Genomic DNA, 20094 nt, shown 5'->3' with positions numbered 1-20094 from the left:
ATCCTCTTACATCAGCAAAAGGACTTTCGGTATTATCTAAAATAAAAAATGAGTTATTTACCAAGTCTGAACGACATTTTCAGGAGAAAAACATTGTAAGGTTTATCGTCGAATAAGGTTTTAAAGTCGTTGTGCAAATTAAAATTACCATTTGATACCGATTGATCGCGGGACTGCGACCAAACCAGGTAAATGGTCGAACCGGGCAAATATTCCCAACGCACCACCATGTTCGATAAAAACTCTTTTACATTGAAGTCGGGTTGGTCAAATGTGTAAAGTTGGTTCCCAGACAGATCAGAAACCCGGTACATCTCGTCAGGATTTACATAAGCCAGCTCATTGCCATTCAACAGACTAAAACGGTCGGTATAATTTGTTGCCCTGCTGTTGGTAATTCGTTTAAATTCGGTGTATTTACCACTTGCCAAAAAGGGCTGTCCCCAATATTCAATGCTCAGATTTGGAGTTATGATGTAATTGATCCGCAATGATGCACTTAGCGTTTTCTGATGAATACGCGCAAAAATGTAATCGGTTTTGTTCAGATAATCCTGTTGAGTTACATATTGCAACTCGTCGTTGTTCGAGTTAAAATTAGGAGAAAGTGTAATCTTCAGGCTTTTTGACGGACGGTAACCGAAGCTAATCCCGCAATCGAACATTTGTTTCGAATTTTTCTCATTTCCGCCAAGCAGCATGATTTGAGCTTCGCCGGTTAATCTTTTCTGATCGTTCGAGCCAAAAGCAAACCAAACATTTTTGCTTCCTGAAGTTTTAAGAGCCGGACCGCCCCTAAGCTCAGTTGTGGATAGTCCCTCTCCATTCCAATTGCCTCCCAGGTGAAAATTCCAGTAGTTTTTCAATTGGGTATGAGCATTAATATTTCCGCCCGGACCGGTTAATTCGCCACCGAAATTCCACTCAGTCCATTGATTAAAATTCAGGTTCATGTTCCTGAAAATGGAGAAAGGTTCGTAAATACGGTAACCCACCCAAAACACTTCCAGTATATTATCGGCCTGACGCATATAACCAACATCATTCAGTTCCAATCCTGGCGATTTCCAGGCGGTGGCTGCCATAAACCTTAATTTGCCTCCATTTTTCGAAAGCACAACTTTCCCGCCCTGTCCAGACAAGCTTGTGCGTGTTGTGTCCAATTTCAGATATGAAGCGTCGGGTCGCTGAAACCCATGGATCCATGATTCCTGCGTGTTTGTAATTGCTTCGGCGCTTCCTTCAACCCGACTAAAATAAGTGCTTAAGTCAAATTCCCAATCTTTATTGTGCCATTTATGGACAAAATCGAATCCTCCGGTAAAGGCTGATTTGTGCAGATAATTCAACTGCTCTTCACTCAGGTTCCGGTTTACCGAGGTAAATATTCCACCCAAAAGTGTATTTCCTTTATTGAAATCTTTCTGTACTCGTCCAATCGTGTAGTTGGTGAAAGGTTCAATCATTTCGCGCCGCTGAGTACCATTGCTGATGTCGGCAAACTCCTCGGAAGTCAAACTTTCAAGAATGCCGAGTGACCACCCTGTTTTGGTTTTGCCAGTGATTTTGGCTGCTCCGAGAATGCTTGTAAATTCGGGTGCATTCATGTATTCGCCATCTTTAAGTTCCGGATCGTAATGAGGTCGGCGCCCAATCCTACGTGAATAAAATAGATTTTCGGAAGCCAGATCACCATCGCCAAACATGAGTGGAAAGCTCAGAATATTTTTCCCTTCAATAAAGAAAGGGCGCTTTTCCTGAAAAAAAGTCTCAAACGATGAGAGGTTCACTTGTGACGGGTCGGCTTCAACCTGCCCAAAGTCAGGATTGATAGTAAAATCCAGAGTCAAATTATTTGTCAGTCCAAGTTTACCATCCAATCCGCCATCCAAATGATTCTTTTTACCGGATTCCTTAAATGGATTACCGAATTCTTTTTCAAAGCGATCAGCTCTAACCACGGCGTAAGGCATAATGTCGGCGACCTTTCTGGATTTCAGATTTTTAAGTCCTTTCAATTCGCCATATTGCGAAACCCATCCTGAGGTTTTCCTCGAAGACGCCTGCCAAAGACTAACTTCCTGTTTTCTGAAAAGCGAACGACCTATCTGTAATCCCCAGGTTTGCTCCGCATTACCTTCAAAACGCAATTGCGTCAACGGTATCTTTATTTCGGCATACCAACCTTTATCATCACGACTGGTTTTTACCAACCAAATCGGATCCCAGGTATTGTCTTCATTTTCGCCGTCGTTGCTGATAATAAAATCATTTTTAATTCCGGCAGCATTGGCCATAAAAGAAAAAGCTGTTCGTTTGTCGAAGTACGAATCAAACTGAACAGCAACAAAATCACCATCCATCTCGTCACGACGGGTAAGTCTTTGCACAATGCTGTCGGGATGGTTATCCCAGCATTTGAACCCGACATAGATGCTATTTTCGTCGAGTAGAATTGCAAATTCAGTCTTTTGCGAGGGCTTTTTCCCTTCAGATGGTTCGTATTGTGTAAAATCGTCCAGCCAAGTGGCTTTCTGCCAGTCAGGTTCATCCAATTTCCCGTCTATCGAAAGTTCATTTTTTGTACAGTTGCCCGGATAATATTCCTTCTTAGGCTGATTTTGAGCAACAAGAGATGTCATAGTGGCTAGAAAAATACTAGTCAGAAAAAGTTTTGTTTTCATGGACAGGATTTAATATCCTAAAAGACTCCGAAAAGGAGTTTCCGTTACAACAATCTTTGATTTTTTTTGAAAAGCAAAAGAAGAAATGATTCTGCGATCTCTGTCAGAATTCCAGTTATCAATATTATTTAGGAAGAAACCTGATTATCTTAGGCAATTAAAGTTTCATTCGTATTCTCTGCATTTACACCTAATTTATCCTGGATAAACCCTTTATTGGATTGTTTATTTGTCCCGTTATTGCAATAAGGAATTGTAAAATTAAAAACTGATCCAACCTCAGAATCAGTATCAATCCAGATTCTACCACCCAACATTTCGACATAAGCTTTTGATATAGCTAAGCCCAGTCCGATACCCTCAAATCTTTTATTTAGCGATTCGCTCCCTTGTCTGAATCGTTCGAAAATAATTTCTTTGAGTTCAGGTGATATTCCTATTCCGGTATCTTTCACAAAAAACAACAATTCTGAAGTCGAAGACAAGCTATTTGATTCAATGCATTTATAACCAACTTCAATGGTTCCGGCATTGGTGAATTTGATCGCATTTTTTACCAGATTGGTTAGGATAGCATAAAGCTTTTCACAGTCAGTGCATATAATTGCTTTAGAACCAGAAAGTGAGTTTTTTACTGTCAGAAATAATCCTTTTCGTTCAGCCTCAGGCTTAAAGAAGTTAAAAACAAACTGGGTTTGGTCATTTACATTGGTTTCAGACATATTGATTCCCATCGTACCCGATTCAATCTTTGAAATCTCAATCAGCTCGTTAATAATATTCAATAATCGCATCCCACTTTTTTCAATAATCGACAAATACTCTTGTGATGTTTCATTGGAAAGCTCTCTGTCTTTCAGCAAATCAGCAAAGCCGAGTATGCCATTCATCGGTGTGCGAATCTCATGGCTCATGTTAGCCAGAAAGACTGATTTTAAGCGATCACTTTCTTCTGCATGTTCCTTTGCCTTGATTAACTCACACTCCGCTTTTCTCTGTTCTGTAATGTCGCGGATAATAACCAAACGGCTTTCTATCTGGCCTTTTACAAAATGCTTTAGTATCCTGAAGGTTCTAATTTCAGCGCGACTTCGAACTTCATGTGTCTGATCGTTTGTTTCGCGGTCAATTACCGCATTCAGTAGTTGTATTTCTGAAGCTACGGTGGATTGGACCGGTAACCCGATAATATTTTTATTTTGGATACCTAAGAATAATAGAGCGACTCCATTTATGTCCAGTATTCTGTTTTGACCATCAAGAACCAGGATTCCATCAGGTAAAGTTTCAACCAGTGTTTCCCGAGCCACAGGTACAAGGTCGAGAAATCGAATATTTAGAATTGCAAATGCGGCTATGATGCCACTCAACAAAATACTTACAGGAGTAATATCTAAACCAATAACAGGACTGTTGCCTGTAAGATATATAAAGCTTGTTATCCAGGGGAAAAGACCTCCGATCAAAAGAATTAATCCCTGGGTGAGGAAAGGTTTATTTTGATGAAGAATAAATCCAATTAAATTGATGGCAGCAAAAAGCAACATGAGGTTGGAATAGACTATATATCCAAGCCAAAATCCAAGCCCATGGTAATATTCCATAAGATTTGTTTCTTCCGATATGGCTGAAAATCCAACCCAGATTAAACTGTGTTTTTCATTGGTTATCGTTAGAGCCAGCGTGATTAATGGAATAATAAATAAAAGGAATAAATATTTCGGGGATAGAAATTTGTCTTTACCAGTATAACGAAGAACAAAAATTAAGTAAAGCACAGGAGCAGTAATGCCACCAAAGAATTCGAGCTTTGACCATAATATCTTTTCTGTGATGGAAAGTGAGGCGGTCTCAAATATGAGACAAAACGCACCAAGACCTATAGCTATCATCAATAGAACAAGCTCTTTCGCCCCGTTTACCAATCGTCGTTGCCAGGCAAGAAATGAAACAAAAAATGAGACTAATGCAGTTGCCAGAAACAATACAGAATATATTGTAAAAATTAAGTTCATCGTTGGCTGTTGATTATGGTTACATTGCTGTATTTGCAAAGGTAACTTTGTACGCAAATAATAACCATGTTTTGTTTATGCTTTGTAAAATTATTTGAAGCCAAATTTTACCGATTGACTCAAAGACAAAAACAATTAGTGAATAAATTAAACCGAAGATGTTCGTGATTTTGTCAGTCGCAAAACAAAAATTAGCCACAGCTTGATGTTGTGACGAGAACACATTCTTATAAATCGGCGGAAATCAGTGGCTAATCAGGATCACAGGAAACGAGCCATGAGTAAATATTACTCACTCACGAGGATGGCCAAAATGATGATTTTAGGCCCTCCCAAAGACTTGTCGGGCGGACATCTGATTATAAAAAAAACAAATTAGAAACAGATAAAAAGCTTTAATATTCACAAAAGCCCCCCGTTATGCCATGCATAAACGAGTCCCTATGTTTGTAATATACGATTTTGCTAAAGTAGCATAAGTCAAAAGAGTATTATTTTTAGTTACGCTATTAACTAATAAAACTCAAAGACTTATGCAAACACAAAAGACGGAATTAGATTTTAAAGGACAAAATTTTTTTGTCGGGATTGATGTTCACCTGAAAAGCTGGACAGTGACAATTTTAACAGAAGAGCTGTTACATAAAACATTTACCCAGCCTGCCAGTGCAGTAATATTGTGCAACTACCTGAAGCGTAATTTTCCCGGTGGCAATTACAATTCGGTATATGAAGCTGGTTTTAGTGGTTTTTGGACTCATTACAGGTTAAAGGAAATGGGAATAAACAATGTCGTTATCAACCCGGCAGATGTTCCGACCTCACAGAAGGAGCAATTGCAGAAAGATGACCCGACTGACAGCCGAAAACTAGCACGGTCATTACGTTCAGGTGATTTAAAGTCTATATACATTCCAAGTTCATCAACGTTGGAAGACAGGTCCTTGGTTCGTATGCGGGCAACTTTGGTCAAAGACATGGTTCGGTTCAAGCAACGGATTAAATCGTTTCTGTACTTCTATGGAATCGATTATCCACCGGAATTTGAAAAATCTGGGTCCCATTGGTCAAAGAGATTTATGAAATGGCTCGGTGAAGTTTCATTGCAACACGGATCCGGGACACAGGCGTTAAAAATATTGGTGCAAGAGGCCGAACAACAACGGAAACTATTGCTGGAAGTGCTTAGAGAGATCAGGTTATTGTCGCGCAGTGAAAGATATGCTGGAAATATCGCTTTGCTGCGAACTATACCTGGAATTGGGCTAATAACTGCCATCACGTTCTTGACAGAGATCGAAAATATTGAACGGTTTGAAAACACTGATCATTTTGCCGGGTTTGTAGGACTGGTTCCCAATTATCACTCTTCCGGGGAAAAAGCCAATAACGGGGAAATGACGTTTCGGGGACATAATACTCTCAGAAGATCATTAATTGAGAGTTCCTGGTTTGCCGCAAGGTTTGATCCTGCCCTGACGATGAGCTATCATAGTTATATCAAGAGAATGGACCCAAACAAAGCGATTGTCAGAATTGCAAGAAAAGTATTGAACCGAATGTATTATGTACTCAAAAACAAAGTGGAATATGTTCCGGGAGTTGTCAAATGAATCCTTAAAAACAATCAGTATATCAAAGTGACCGCTAACTGCCCCTTGCAGCTTAGTCTGCTTAACGAGAATGCGGCTCTTTACTTGTAAAAACTGAAACAGGGAAATGTAGCATTAATTTGTCTACTGATAGAAGGTTGTTTTTATGAGATGTTTATCGTCCATCGGCTTAAAACTTAAAACATTGGGTTTTTCTTAGCCATATCTGGATTCCTGTATAAGTAAAAGGAAGGTTCGAAAACCTTCCCTTATACAGTGTATCCGTAAAGAGTATTGCTGACAGGTTGCTCCCCAGCAGAGCCTGTGTCCCCTTCCTCTTTACTAAAAGCAAAGATAATCTATTGGGACCAAGCGATTTGAAAAACAGAAAAAAATAGTCAGAAAAAATAATGCTCAAAGAATTTGGATTACAACATAGAAGGGGCTTTTTGCTTAATCTCTATGTCGCGTTTTTGATTCGCTTAAAATTCGTACCTAAATACAATTTCATCGTTCTCAACGGCAACCATTACTTTCGTTCTGCCTTCCATTCTTCCTGAAAGTATTTCCTTCGACAAATCGTTAATCAGGTATTTCTGCAACATTCGCTTTACCGGACGTGCACCATGCGTTGGATCATAACCAACTACGGCAAGCCAGTCAATGGCTTCTTCTGACACTTCAATCGTAAATTGATTATTCGGAATACGCTTCAAAATCAGATTGATTTGCAATTTCACAATTTCGCGAATATCTTTTCTAGTCAACGGCGTAAACATGATTACATCGTCAATCCTATTCAGAAATTCAGGTGAAATTGTTTTACGGAGTAGCTCAAACAAATCGGTACGGGTTTGCTCCTCAATTTCCGCCATATTTCGTTCATTCATTTTCTCAAAACGGTCCTGAATCAAATGCGATCCGATGTTGGAGGTCATGATAATAATCGTATTCTTGAAATTGGCCACTCGACCTTTGTTATCCGTCAAACGACCATCGTCTAAAACCTGAAGTAATACGTTAAAAACATCCGGATGTGCCTTTTCAATTTCATCGAAAAGAATTACAGAATAGGGTTTCCGGCGAACAGCTTCAGTTAACTGACCACCTTCGTCATATCCAACGTATCCGGGAGGAGAACCAATAAGCCGGGTCACCGAAAATTTTTCCTGATATTCCGACATATCGATTCGGGTAAGCATATTCTCATCATCGAACAGGTATTCAGCCAACGCTTTTGCCAGTTCGGTTTTTCCAACCCCGGTAGTTCCAAGAAAAATGAAGGAACCGATAGGTCGTTTCTCATCCTGAAGCCCTGCCCTACTTCTTCGGACGGCATCAGAAACCGCGCGAATCGCTTCATGCTGTCCAATCACCCGCTGGTGAAGTTCATCTTCCAAATGCAAAAGCTTTTCGCGTTCACTCTGCAACATTCGGGCAACCGGAATACCAGTCCAGCGCGAAACAATTTGTGAAATATCTTCAGCGTCAACCTCTTCCTTAATCAAATGCTGAGCTTTATTATTACTTAATTCTGCTTTTAATTTCTCAATTTCCGCTTCGGATTCCCCTATTTTACCATACCTGATTTCAGCCACCCGACCAAAATCACCGGCACGTTCAGCCTGATCGGCTTCGAGTTTCATCGATTCAATTTCCTGTTTCTTTTGCTGAATTCCATCAATCAGCGACTTTTCGAGCTGCCATTGTGCCCTGAATTTCGATTGTTCCTGTTTCAGATTGGCAATATCTTCATTCAAAACAGAAAGCTTTTTCTCATCTTTTTCGCGTTTAATGGCTTCCCGTTCAATTTCGAGCTGCATAATTTTGCGGTCAATTTCGTCCAATTCCTGCGGAACCGAATCCATTTCCAGACGCAAACGCGCTGCGGCTTCGTCCATCAGATCGATAGCCTTATCCGGCAAAAAACGTTCGGTAATATACCTTTGCGACAGTTCAACCGAAGCAATAATTGCTTCATCTTTGATTCGCACCTTGTGGTGATTTTCGTACCGTTCTTTCAATCCACGCAAAATCGCGATGGCACTTAAAGTATCCGGTTCGTCAACAGTCACAATCTGGAAACGGCGTTCCAGCGCTTTATCCTTTTCAAAATATTTCTGATATTCATTTAATGTTGTTGCTCCTATTGCCCGAAGTTCTCCACGTGCCAAAGCAGGTTTAAGAATATTTGCAGCATCCATGGCTCCATCACTTTTACCAGCACCAACCAAGGTGTGAATTTCATCGATAAACAGAATAATTTCGCCATTTGCTGAGACAACCTCGTTTACAACAGCTTTTAAACGTTCTTCAAATTCGCCTTTATACTTTGCCCCAGCAATCAAAGCGCCCATATCAAGCGAAAAGAGCTGTTTTGTTTTTAGGTTTTCAGGCACATCGCCACGAACAATTCGTTGCGCCAAACCTTCTGCAATGGCAGTTTTTCCTGTTCCAGGTTCGCCAATCAAAATCGGATTATTTTTTGTTCTTCGGGATAAGATTTGAAGAATACGGCGGATTTCGTCGTCGCGACCAATAACAGGATCAAGCTTCCCGTCACGGGCTCGTTGATTCAGGTTAACAGCAAATCGGTTTAGTGAATCAAATTTATCTTCAGCACTCTGGCTGTCCGCTTTGGCTCCTTTCCGAAGTTCTTTTACCGCCATTTCAAGTTCCTTTTTGGAAACTCCAGAATCCTTCAGAAGATGGCTAATGGTATCTCCGGTTTCCAGCAATCCCATTAAAATATGCTCAACCGAGACAAACTGGTCGTTCATTTCCTGCATGATCGCAATTGACTTCTGCAAAGCCTTGTTGGCATCAGTCGATAAATAAGGTTCGCCTCCGGTAACTTTCGGATACGAATCTACAATGCGGTCGAGCGCCTGTTGAATCGCAACCGGGTTTGAACCCAGTTTTTTCAACAAAAATCCAACTACGTTTTCTGCTTCGTGAAAAAGACCTTTCAAAACATGTCCCGTTTCAATAGCTTGCTGTTGCTTGCCCTGTGCCACCTCAAAAGCATGTTGAATAGCTTCCTGCGACTTAATGGTGAAATTATTAAAGTTCATATACTTAGTTTTAACTGTTTCCAAAATAAAGATAACGAATCGAAGCAATCAAATGGTTTGCCAATATCGTTTTCGCACGAACACGAGACAAATTGACTGGTAATGAATGCTTCTATGGAAAATATTTCAGAAATAATCAAAATCAACCGACTTTTTGACATAAAAATTCATTTTTCGGACATTTCAAGGCTCAAATTGATTCATAAATATGATAAACAATAAAAACCGCAATAAAAAAAAGGATGAATCTCTTCATCCTTTCCTCACAAAACCAAACTTATCTATGAAAAAAAACTAAACTTTTACTTCTAATGTCTGATACAAAAATAACTCACGATTAAGTTAATGCACCTGAATGAAAGTTAAAGAACTTTAAATCATCACCATCCCTTTTTCAGGGCAACTAAGAGTCAGTTTTAGAATAAAATCTGCTAATGAAAAAAGGATGACCCCTGCCATCCTTTTCTAACTAACCAAACCTATTTCTATGAAAAAAACTAAACTTTTATCTCTATATTGCCTCTACAAATATACTGACCAACTCTGTTAACACATCTGAATCAACGTTAAAGAAGATTAAAATTATCGAATATCCATATTTGGCAGTTTTTTCTGATTTATACTCACACTACTAAAATCAAAATTAAAAGGACAAAAAAAAGGATGGCCCCAACCATCCTTTTCAACCTAACCTAACCTATTTCTATGAAAAAACCTATTCTGTGTTATTACTTGCTTCTAGCTACACAACAAAGATAAATCACCGTTCAGTTAAGATGTTTAAACGATCGTTAAGTAATGTTAAGATTACTGAGAACACGAGTTGTAAGCATTTCTGAAATAAAATTTCAAGCAAAAAGATATTTTAAGTAATGGCAAAAATATAATGTCGTGTTTTGAATCCACTCACCCCAAGCCCCCGAGTACTCGGGGGCTTCTCCCCTCTCTACTCTTAGAGAGGGGCAGAGCATCGCAGATGCGATGGGGTGAGTCAACAATATCGGTAGAATTTAAAATGCGACATTTAAATATTCTTATTACATAAAAAGGGACAAGCAAAAACAATTAATTCAACATACTATTGAATTACCTGAACTACAGATTTTTTGATCCATAGCAATAAAAACTCACCAACATTAAATTAAAGTTAAGAAAGTGCTTTTAGCTTGATGAACGAATATATATATTTGCATCACTCTGAAATCAAAAACAAAATTGATACTTGTACGTTTGATTTTGGGATTCAATTTTAATATGTAGTACAAACAATTGATTTAAATACGTGAGATTAACCAAGACATTACACACCTAAATAAAAATAACCGATAACATATCAATAATTTATAAACTAACACTCTATGACAAAGTACGTTTACACGTTTGGGAATGGTGCAGCTGAAGGAAAAGCTGATATGAAAAATTTACTTGGAGGTAAAGGCGCAAACCTTGCAGAAATGAACCTGATTGGTGTTCCTGTTCCTCCTGGATTCACTATCACTACTGATGTTTGTACCCTTTACAACAAACTGGGTCGTGACTACGTGGTCGAACTTATCAAAGCTGATGTTGAGGCCGCAATTGCTCAAGTTGAAGCACAAACCGGTGGCAAGTTTGGCGATTCCACCAATCCACTTTTAGTATCAGTTCGTTCTGGTGCACGTGCCTCAATGCCCGGGATGATGGATACTATTTTAAACCTCGGATTAAACGACACTGTGGTGGAAGGCATGGCAAAAAAGACCGGCAATCCACGTTTCGTTTGGGATAGCTACCGCCGTTTTGTTCAAATGTATGGCGATGTAGTTCTTGACATGAAACCCACATCAAAAACCGATATCGATCCTTTCGAAGAAATTCTGGAAGAAGTAAAACACGAAAAAGGTGTTATCAACGATAACGAACTTTCGGTAGATGCACTGAAAGAACTGGTTACCAAATTTAAAGCTGCCGTAAAAGCCAAAACCGGTCACGATTTTCCTGAAAGTTCATACGAACAACTTTGGGGTGCTGTTTGTGCCGTATTCAATAGCTGGATGAACGACCGCGCGATCTACTACCGCCAGCTGAACCAGATTCCTGAAGAATGGGGAACTGCAGTTAACGTTCAGGCTATGGTATTCGGTAACATGGGTCTGACTTCAGGAACAGGCGTTTGCTTTAGCCGCGATGCCGGAACCGGTGAAAACTTATTCAATGGTGAATATCTGATCAATGCTCAGGGCGAAGACGTTGTGGCCGGTATCCGTACCCCACAGCAAATTACCAAAGAAGGTTCGATACGTTGGGCTGCTCTGGCTGGCGTTTCTGAAGCCGACCGCGCTGCCAAATATCCTTCGCTTGAAGAAGCAATGCCTGAAATGTACCAGGCTTTGTTCAACATCCAGAAGAACCTTGAAAAGCATTACAAAGACATGCAGGATATGGAGTTCACCATTCAGGAAGGCAAAATGTGGATGTTGCAGACCCGCAGCGGGAAACGTACCGGAGCTGCTATGGTGCAAATTGCCATCGACATGCTGAAAGAAGGTTTGATTGACGAAAAAACAGCCTTACTCCGCGTTGAGCCTAACAAACTCGATGAATTACTACACCCAGTATTCGATAAAAAAGCCATCAAAGCTGCCCGTGTTCTGGCAAAAGGTTTGCCTGCTTCTCCTGGAGCTGCCACAGGCCAAATCGTATTCTTTGCCGACGAAGCTACCGAATGGGTTGCTGAAGGCAAAAAAGTGGTATTGGTTCGTATCGAAACTTCACCTGAAGACCTTCGTGGTATGACCGTAGCTCAGGGTATTTTGACAGCCCGTGGCGGTATGACCTCGCACGCTGCTGTTGTTGCCCGTGGTATGGGAAAATGCTGCGTTTCGGGTGCCGGATCGCTGCAGATCGACTACAAAGCCCGCACCATGGTGGTTGATGGAAAAACCTTTAAAGAAGGCGATTTTATTTCGCTGAACGGTACTACCGGTGAAGTTTACGATGGTAAAATTGCTACTATCGATCCTGAATTGAGTGGATACTTTGGCGAACTGATGGAAATTGCAGAAAAATATACCCGCATGAGTGTACGCACCAACGCTGATACACCAAAAGACGCACAGATCGCCCGAAACTTCGGTGCAAAAGGTATTGGGTTGACCCGTACCGAGCACATGTTCTTCGAAGGCGACCGCATTAAAGCCATGCGCGAAATGATTTTGGCCGACGACGTTGCCGGACGCGAAAAAGCGCTCGAAAAACTGTTGCCAATGCAGCGCAGCGACTTCGAAGGAATTTTTGAAGCGATGGCCGGTTATGGCGTTACTATTCGTTTGCTCGATCCACCATTGCACGAATTTGTACCTCACGAAGAAGCCAACCAGAAAGAAATGGCCGCTGAAATGGGCATTTCGGTTGAACAGGTGAAACACAAAGTGGAATCGCTGCACGAATTTAACCCGATGTTGGGTCACCGTGGTTGCCGGTTGGGTATTACTTATCCTGAAATTACTGCGATGCAGGCTCGTGCCATCATCGAAGCTGCCATGAATTTGAAAGCTAAAGGTATCGATGCCCGTCCTGAAATTATGGTTCCGCTGGTAGGTACTGTTGCCGAATTGAAAAACCAGACTGAAATCATCCGCAGTGTTGCCGAGAAAGTATTTGCTGAAAAAGGCGACCGTATCGATTATTTGGTAGGTACTATGATCGAAATTCCACGCGCTGCTTTAACAGCCGACCACATTGCTGCCGAAGCCGATTTCTTCTCATTCGGAACCAACGACTTAACCCAGATGACTTTGGGTTACTCGCGCGACGACGCTGGTAAATTCCTACCCGATTATCTCAACCGCGGCATCCTGAAACAAGACCCATTCCAGGTATTGGATCAGAACGGTGTAGGTTTGCTGGTTGAAATTGGTGTAAACCGTGGCCGCCAGACGAAACCCGACCTGAAAGTCGGTATTTGTGGCGAACATGGCGGCGAACCAAGTTCGGTTGAATTCTGCGATAAAGTGGGAATGAACTACGTAAGTTGTTCGCCATACCGTGTGCCAATTGCACGTTTGGCTGCTGCTCAGGCAAATATCAAACACAGTAAATAAAAAAGTTCGGAGTCCGAAGTTCGAAGTCCGGAGTTAAAAATAAATAAAGGGAATGATCCGAAAGGGTTGTTCCCTTTTGTTTTTAGATTGTCTAGTCCTGAAATAGCGTTACACAACAAGTAACACTATGAAAGAAGAAATTATTAAAGAGTACATTAAGCGCAGTCAGAAGGATTATTCGATGACCTTCAAACTTGGAGTAGTTCATGAAGTAGAACGAGGTCATCTCAGTTTAAAAGGGGCTCAGCGTAAATATGGTATCCAGGGGAATGCGACAGTCATCAATTGGCTCCGGAAATATGGTACCTTTGATTGGGAAAACCAAACTCCATCGCATATGCCAAAGAGCCAGGAACAAACGATTCTTGAACTGGAGCAAAAGGTCAAGTTACTGGAGAAGCAAAAAGCTTTTTTAGAGCACCAGATCGACCGGGCCGACCGCAAGGCGGTCCTGTTTGATATGATGATTGATTTGGCCGAGAAAGAGTTCAATATCCCGATCAGAAAAAAATGTTTACCCGAACAGTCGACCGAAGCCGTGAAGAAAGAAAAGAAACGATAGTTTCAGCCTGTGACTTGTTCGGGGTAAGCAGACAGGTATATTATCGCAGTAAATCCTCTTTGACTCGAAGCCGGGGGAAAGCCTCGCAGGTAGTTGCGATGGTGCATCAGGTTCGCCGGCAATTGCCGCGTCTTGGTACCCGTAAGCTATACTATTTGTTGGAGGATCGGCTCAAAGCACTGGGAGTGGGCAGGGATCGGCTTTTTTCTATCCTGAAGGCAAACCACCTGCTGATAAAACCAGCAAGGAGTTATCGGAAAACTACGGATTCACATCACCGTTTCCATAAACACAAGAACCTGGTTGCAGAACTTGTTCCAACGCAACCGGAGCAGGTTTGGGTAGCCGACATCACTTACATCGGGAATCGGGAGAACCAGCAATACCTGGCCTTGGTAACCGATGCTTATTCCAAGAAGATAGTCGGGCATGATGTTTCAGAAAACCTGAGCTCAGATGGTGCCATACGTGCTTTAAAACAAGGATTGAAAAGCCGGTCGTACAAAGCCAATACACTGATACACCACTCAGACAGAGGCTTACAGTATTGTTGCGATGCCTACCAGCAAATTTTAACCAGGAAGAAGGTAAGATGCAGTATGACCGAATCGTACGATCCCTATACCAATGCCGTTGCAGAGCGTGTTAACGGGATACTGAAACAGGAATTTATGCTTGAAGATTACCGGGTAGAACTCCCGGTGATGCAACAGTTAGTAAAAGACAGTATTGAAATTTACAATACCAAACGACCTCATTGGTCTTGCCACATGCTAACTCCGGAGCAAATGCATAAACAACAGACCATTAAAATTAAAAGCTATAAAAAAACTGACCGTTTCAAAGCTAGCTTTGAAACGGTCAGTGAATCTATTAATTTAGTCCTATAAATCTGTATCGCTTATTTAGGACTAGTCAGATGGTTAACCAAACTCAGAACCGCAAAAAAAAGTTCCAGAATTGACAAACCAAACTATTCTTGCCTTTAACTGTTCTAAATCTCCAAACAGATCAACAGGCAATCATTAATTTCACATCGTACAGGTCAAACTTTCGATTAAAAACAATAACAATGCATAAAATACCTTTATCAGTTCTGGAATTGGCAACAGTTGTTGAAGGAGGAAATCTGCGAAGCGCCATTGAAAGAACAACTGAAGTGGCTATACACACAGAATCACTGGGATATAAACGGATCTGGATGGCAGAGCATCACAACATGGAATTTGTTGCAAGTTCAGCAACGGCGGTATTGATTAGCCACGTTGCCTCCAAAACAAACAGGATTCGCGTAGGTTCAGGAGGAATCATGCTACCGAACCACAGCCCGTTGGTGATCGCAGAACAATTCGGAACTTTGGAAACCATATATCCCGGAAGAATTGATCTTGGCCTGGGAAGGGCACCAGGGACGGACCAACTAACGGCGATGGCATTAAGACGTAACAACATGAACTCTACCTATGATTTTCCCAACGACATAAAGCAATTACAGACCTATTTCAGTAAGGAGAATAGTTCAGCAAATGTGCGTGCTTTCCCTGGAGAAGGATTAAACATACCTCTCTGGATTTTAGGTTCAAGTACCGACAGTGCTTACCTGGCTGCTCAAATGGGACTACCATATGCGTTTGCTGCTCATTTTGCTCCGGCACAATTCCGGATGGCAATAGATATTTACCGTAAAAATTTCAAATCCTCCAAACAGTTAAATCAGCCCTACGTAATGGCATGTGTCAATGTCATTGCCGCAGAGACTGATGTTGAAGCTGAATTTCTGTCAACAAGCCTTATCCGCTTATTCGTTGGACTGGTTACCAATTCGCGCAAACCCATACAGCCACCCGGAGAATTACCAGAAACATTTAGAATTCCTGCCGTGCGTTCAGCAGTAAATAGTATGATGGCTTGCACTTTTACTGGCAACAGTGATACATTGAGAAATAAGCTATCCCAATTTATAGCTGAAACCGGTATTGATGAACTTATGGTTTCAAGTAATATATACGATAAGGAGGCAAAGTTGAGATCATTTTCCCTGCTTCATGAATCAATAGATATAAAGTAGGTCTTTAGCCGAAATTAAACGACATGACCCACCAATCTTAAGATCTTCAGAAGGTTTCATTTTAAATCATTTTGCTGAATATTTACAAACAAGAAACTAGTGCTATTGACTAAGCTCCTTTAATTTTCTTTGGAGATTTAGCTGATAATCTTTGGGGGTATTGCTGTTTTGAGCCAAGTCAATGACCATATTCAAATAACTAAGGGCCGTTTTTTTATCTTTTTTGGCTGTGTAGGCCTCCGCTAAGCTGCTCCCTGCTGCAATTGCAGTCTCGGTTGAGCAGGACTTATGGTCTACTGCCCGTTGAGCATATTCAATACCTTCATCAATTTTTCGGAGCGAAATAACCGGACAAGTAATTAACAAGGTTCCCAGCCTTTCCAGTAAAAATGCTTCATTAGGATGGTAGGTCAGCGCTTTTCTGAAATGTTCAATGGCCCGATTCCATAATTCCTTTTTCACAAGTATATTTCCAAGCATTTCTATAGTATTTAAATCCATCGGATCACCACCAAACGATTTTTCATATTGAGTAAGTGCAACATCCGGTTTGCCTTCATGTTCTGCAATCATTCCGGCGCACTGTTGCACTTTCGGATTCGTGAGTGCAGTCCCTTTAAGTTCACCTAAATAAGCTTTTGCCTTTTCAATTTCACCCAAAGTCAACAAAACATATATACCTCGCGAGATTACCGCAACATCATTCTTATCCTTATTAATTAGTTCATCTAAAAAAATCAGAGATTTGTCCTTCATTCCAGCCTTGTATGAAGCAAATACCAGACTTAGTTTTTGATCGGTTGCTTCAGGATTGAGCTTCAAAGTCTGATTAAAATAGGGCAACGATTCAGAATACGCACCGTCCTTCACCAACAAATTAGCCACCTCGTTGATTTCGTTAACATCATCCTTGTAATAATCCAAATGCTTAGTAAGAAGCGGAAATGCCAGTTTAGCTGCACCAATTTCAACATAAAACTTAACTGCTTTCGAAATTACATATTTATTTTCAGGCATAACCTGCAATGCATTACTGATCAGTTTATAAACCCATTCAGGATAAATGGTTCTTTTAGCCTCATCAATTTGCTTCAATAAATAAAGATCGGATTTTGAAAGCAGGGTTAACTTATCCATCAGGTTATCAACTGGGATATTGTAGGTAATCTTATCATTCGCCCGTAAAATAAACTGGTCGCTTAGCGCCTTGTTTCCCTTTTTGCTGTATATATCTCCGAGAAGTCGGTATGCAGCTCCAAACGAGCGATTTTCGTAAAGGATTTGCCGAAGAACATTTTCAGCATAACCCAATTTTTCGGCCTTCATGTATATGCGGGCCATCTGATACCTGGCATAAATATTCAATGTAAAATGGTCGGTCCGTTGTGGTAATTCACCCCGACTATCGTCTCCTTTTAATGATTCAATATTTAAAAAAGCTAATTCTGCCTTATCGTTTTCCCCAATGTTTTCATAAGCAATACCAAGATAATACCAAGCCAGGTGATTGTCAGGATTAAGTTTTATAACCGTCTTAAAATTAGTAATCGCTTTCTCAGATTCACCCATTTCCATATTTAGGGAACCCAAATAATAATTCCAGATCCATTGCGTCTTGTCTCTTTTAATGGCAAGCTCGTAGCACACTTGTGCCTCTTTGTAATATGTACTTGAATGATAAACCATCCCAAGCCTTCCCAGATTATCACAAGAGGGATTACGATATGCTTTGGAGGATGCCACTTTAATTTGGACTCTGAGAGAATCAGAGACGTTTGTCAGATCAGGAAGTGATGGAATATTGCTTCGGTAAGGAATTTCCGGAACGATCTTTACCAAAACAATTAAAACAATAACAAGTCCGGCAATAAAAAAAATATTCTTCTTTTTCTTGAACATTCTGCTTAAGTTTAGTTGGCTAAATATATCAAAATTTAAATTCAGATCAGTTTTAAAGATTCTATTGTTTGCCCCAAAGGCATATAAACCCTCCCAGCTAAGTTCCTGAATCTTTTCTAGTTCGTATGAAAAAATATCATAAACACTGCCACTGTTATAATTAGAACAGCCATCGGCAACATAATCAGAAATAGCTTTTTTGCTGAAAGATATTCATTCGACAATGTCTTTTTTAGATTCCGCAAACTGTAGCCAAGTCCGATTAAAATAAGCAATGACTGAAGCCAGGGAACAAGACTTGGCACAAACTGATGCCATGGAATATTTGCCGTACCGAAAAAATCCCAACCCCAGCCGAATGGATCGGACATGGATTGAAGAATAAAAGTGACATTGACAAAGAGCATCGGGATGACAAAAGCGATCCAAAGCATCAGCCCTAATGGAAGCAAAGCCCCGGTTGAAGCCAGAAACACTTCATTGGTGCTGTGTTTTATTCCGGAGAGTTTTGTTGCTGTCCACGACAAAAGATAAACCAGGCCGGGAACCAAAACCAATGAAAGTGTCCAAACAAACAAGGTGTATAAACCGAAAAGACCCCAGTTTTGTTTGTCCAGAATATTGACATAGTCACGAACTTCGGACCAGGTTCCTTCATACAAAATGCTGTACACAATTGAAAGTGAGAACACAGCCATCGTCAGCCAGGCTTCGCTCCTACTCCGTATTCCAAGTTCGGAGAAAAAAGGCCGTTTGTAGATGGTTACATTGTTATACAAACAACTTCGGGTACATTCCAGACAAAGTCCACAATCCTGATTTTCTTTGATTTGCCCCACATTCAAACCATATGGACACGCCCATCCTTTGGGGCTTCCTTTTTGACAATAATGAGGTTTACAGTTATCGCAAGTCTGCTGAGATTTACTTCGAAGAGCAATCGGGCTCATCCGGGAAAAAGGGCCAACGAATGCACTTACAGGGCAAATGTAGCGGCAGAAAGTACGGTTTTCCCAGAATACAGACATCAATGTAGGAGCCAGAACAAGCAAAATTACCGCTATCGCTGAAGCCATTGGATTGGCTACTAGCGTGGTAGAAAAAGTAGTCAGGATCAAGAAAACAATCAGTTTCAACCAATCGTTTTTTAGGTATGCCGGCCATTTCAGGAATAGACCTGAATACCAATTGTTGTATTCATTGGTCTTACCTTTTTGAGGAGTGAAAAACGATCGGCGTTGCAACCAGTCTCCAAAAACTGGCAAGGGGCAAATCGTGCACCATATTCTTCCTAAAAAGGGAGTTAGAAAAGCCACAAGTAAAAACAACCAGATTGCCCACATCAAAAGAACTCCCAGATTACGGCCAGAAACTTTAGTTCCAAACAAAGTAGTCAGGAGCACCACGTAAATCATCATCATGGAGAGTATGGCTAAAATGATTTGCGGCCATCTGGACGAAATTATCTTCCGGAGAACCGGAGCGTTTTTCAGAACATCGCTATAAGCTGATTCTTCAACATTTACAGGTGATTCCTCTGCTTTTTTCCTGAAAATGCCGATCAATCCTAAAACCAGTATTCCAAGCACGCACCCAAGGCTGAAAATCAGCAAAGTATTGGGCCAAATCACCAGCTTTCCCATTTCAAAAGCATGCATCGGTCCACACCAAACATGACAGCGGTAATTGCTTCGGGCAACCAGGTAATTCAAAATTCCCGGATGACTTGCCGTAAACGTCACTTCTTCTGTTGTAACTGATTCCTTCGTTGGATCGCTCGGCCTGAAAACCTCAACTTTATCACGAGCCGGACTAATCTTCGCATCCATGTCAAATTCTTCGAGGAAAAATGAATGCCCGGTATCTTCGGTTGAGAAAGTCAGATGCAGTCGGTCTCCACGATTGCAACGGATTACGGAAGGATCTTTCCCGTACCGGAAGCTTCGCACATGAATGTTCCGATCAACAGGTTTTCCCGTAAAATTTTGGCAGATCAAAGCAGGAATCAATCCAAACGCAAAAATAATTAGAATGTATAAGATGTTTTTTCTGAAATTTTTCAAGGTGCAAGTTAAGATCAGGTATAGTTTTGGTAAACGTTAGTTTTAGACTCTCAAG

General features: G+C 40.9%; 10 protein-coding genes. 5 read left to right on the top strand and 5 right to left on the bottom strand.

Annotated features, from left to right (window positions below; genetic code table 11):
• Positions 1-53: 53 nt before the first annotated feature.
• A complete protein-coding gene (locus tag AQPE_RS21060) occupies positions 54-2684 on the bottom strand; it encodes a DUF5916 domain-containing protein (protein ID WP_318348453.1) in 2631 nt (876 codons plus the stop codon).
• A 149-nt stretch (positions 2685-2833) separates the two neighbouring features.
• Positions 2834-4699, bottom strand: coding sequence for a sensor histidine kinase (locus AQPE_RS21055; protein ID WP_318348452.1), 1866 nt, complete (start codon positions 4697-4699; stop codon positions 2834-2836).
• A 533-nt stretch (positions 4700-5232) separates the two neighbouring features.
• Here AQPE_RS21055 and AQPE_RS21050 point away from each other — a divergent pair.
• Entirely contained in the window at positions 5233-6312 is a 1080-nt protein-coding gene (locus AQPE_RS21050; RefSeq protein WP_318348451.1) for an IS110 family RNA-guided transposase, read from the top strand.
• A 461-nt stretch (positions 6313-6773) separates the two neighbouring features.
• On the opposite strand, the gene clpB is transcribed toward AQPE_RS21050, so the two are convergent.
• Positions 6774-9365: an ATP-dependent chaperone ClpB gene (gene clpB / locus AQPE_RS21045; RefSeq protein ID WP_318348450.1), complete on the bottom strand. Its 2592-nt coding sequence runs from the start codon at positions 9363-9365 to the stop codon at positions 6774-6776.
• Between the two features lie 1358 nt (positions 9366-10723).
• On the opposite strand from clpB, the gene ppdK reads away from it, so the two are divergent.
• From ppdK to AQPE_RS21025, 4 genes are all read left to right on the top strand, one after another.
• Entirely contained in the window at positions 10724-13447 is a 2724-nt protein-coding gene (ppdK, locus tag AQPE_RS21040; protein WP_318348449.1) for a pyruvate, phosphate dikinase, read from the top strand.
• A gap of 127 nt (positions 13448-13574) precedes the next feature.
• Positions 13575-14009 (top strand): hypothetical protein, encoded by a 435-nt coding sequence (locus AQPE_RS21035; protein ID WP_318348448.1) that lies wholly within the window; start codon positions 13575-13577, stop codon positions 14007-14009.
• A complete protein-coding gene (locus AQPE_RS21030) occupies positions 13958-14899 on the top strand; it encodes an IS3 family transposase (RefSeq protein WP_318348447.1) in 942 nt (313 codons plus the stop codon). The genes AQPE_RS21035 and AQPE_RS21030 overlap by 52 nt, the downstream gene beginning before the upstream one ends.
• 182 nt (positions 14900-15081) lie before the next feature.
• Complete coding sequence (locus AQPE_RS21025; protein WP_318348446.1) at positions 15082-16077, top strand: LLM class flavin-dependent oxidoreductase; 996 nt, start codon at positions 15082-15084, stop codon at positions 16075-16077.
• 102 nt (positions 16078-16179) lie between these two features.
• On the opposite strand, the gene AQPE_RS21020 is transcribed toward AQPE_RS21025, so the two are convergent.
• Entirely contained in the window at positions 16180-17976 is a 1797-nt protein-coding gene (locus tag AQPE_RS21020; protein ID WP_318348445.1) for a tetratricopeptide repeat protein, read from the bottom strand.
• Positions 17977-18092: 116 nt separating this feature from the next.
• A complete protein-coding gene (locus AQPE_RS21015) occupies positions 18093-20039 on the bottom strand; it encodes a 4Fe-4S binding protein (RefSeq protein ID WP_318348444.1) in 1947 nt (648 codons plus the stop codon).
• Between the last annotated feature and the right edge of the window lie 55 nt (positions 20040-20094).

The sequence above is a fragment of the Aquipluma nitroreducens genome (assembly GCF_009689585.1).
Lineage (GTDB): Bacteria > Bacteroidota > Bacteroidia > Bacteroidales > Prolixibacteraceae > Aquipluma > Aquipluma nitroreducens.
The sequence above is the reverse complement of the archived record's forward strand: the minus strand, read 5'-3'. Positions and strand labels throughout refer to the sequence as shown.

Coding starts and splice junctions, on each gene's coding strand:
- AQPE_RS21060 (WP_318348453.1), bottom strand. CDS start 2,684: ATGAAAACAAAACTTTTTCTGACTAGTATTTTTCTAGCCACTATGACA.
- AQPE_RS21055 (WP_318348452.1), bottom strand. CDS start 4,699: ATGAACTTAATTTTTACAATATATTCTGTATTGTTTCTGGCAACTGCA.
- AQPE_RS21050 (WP_318348451.1), top strand. CDS start 5,233: ATGCAAACACAAAAGACGGAATTAGATTTTAAAGGACAAAATTTTTTT.
- clpB (WP_318348450.1), bottom strand. CDS start 9,365: ATGAACTTTAATAATTTCACCATTAAGTCGCAGGAAGCTATTCAACAT.
- ppdK (WP_318348449.1), top strand. CDS start 10,724: ATGACAAAGTACGTTTACACGTTTGGGAATGGTGCAGCTGAAGGAAAA.
- AQPE_RS21035 (WP_318348448.1), top strand. CDS start 13,575: ATGAAAGAAGAAATTATTAAAGAGTACATTAAGCGCAGTCAGAAGGAT.
- AQPE_RS21030 (WP_318348447.1), top strand. CDS start 13,958: ATGTTTACCCGAACAGTCGACCGAAGCCGTGAAGAAAGAAAAGAAACG.
- AQPE_RS21025 (WP_318348446.1), top strand. CDS start 15,082: ATGCATAAAATACCTTTATCAGTTCTGGAATTGGCAACAGTTGTTGAA.
- AQPE_RS21020 (WP_318348445.1), bottom strand. CDS start 17,976: ATGTTCAAGAAAAAGAAGAATATTTTTTTTATTGCCGGACTTGTTATT.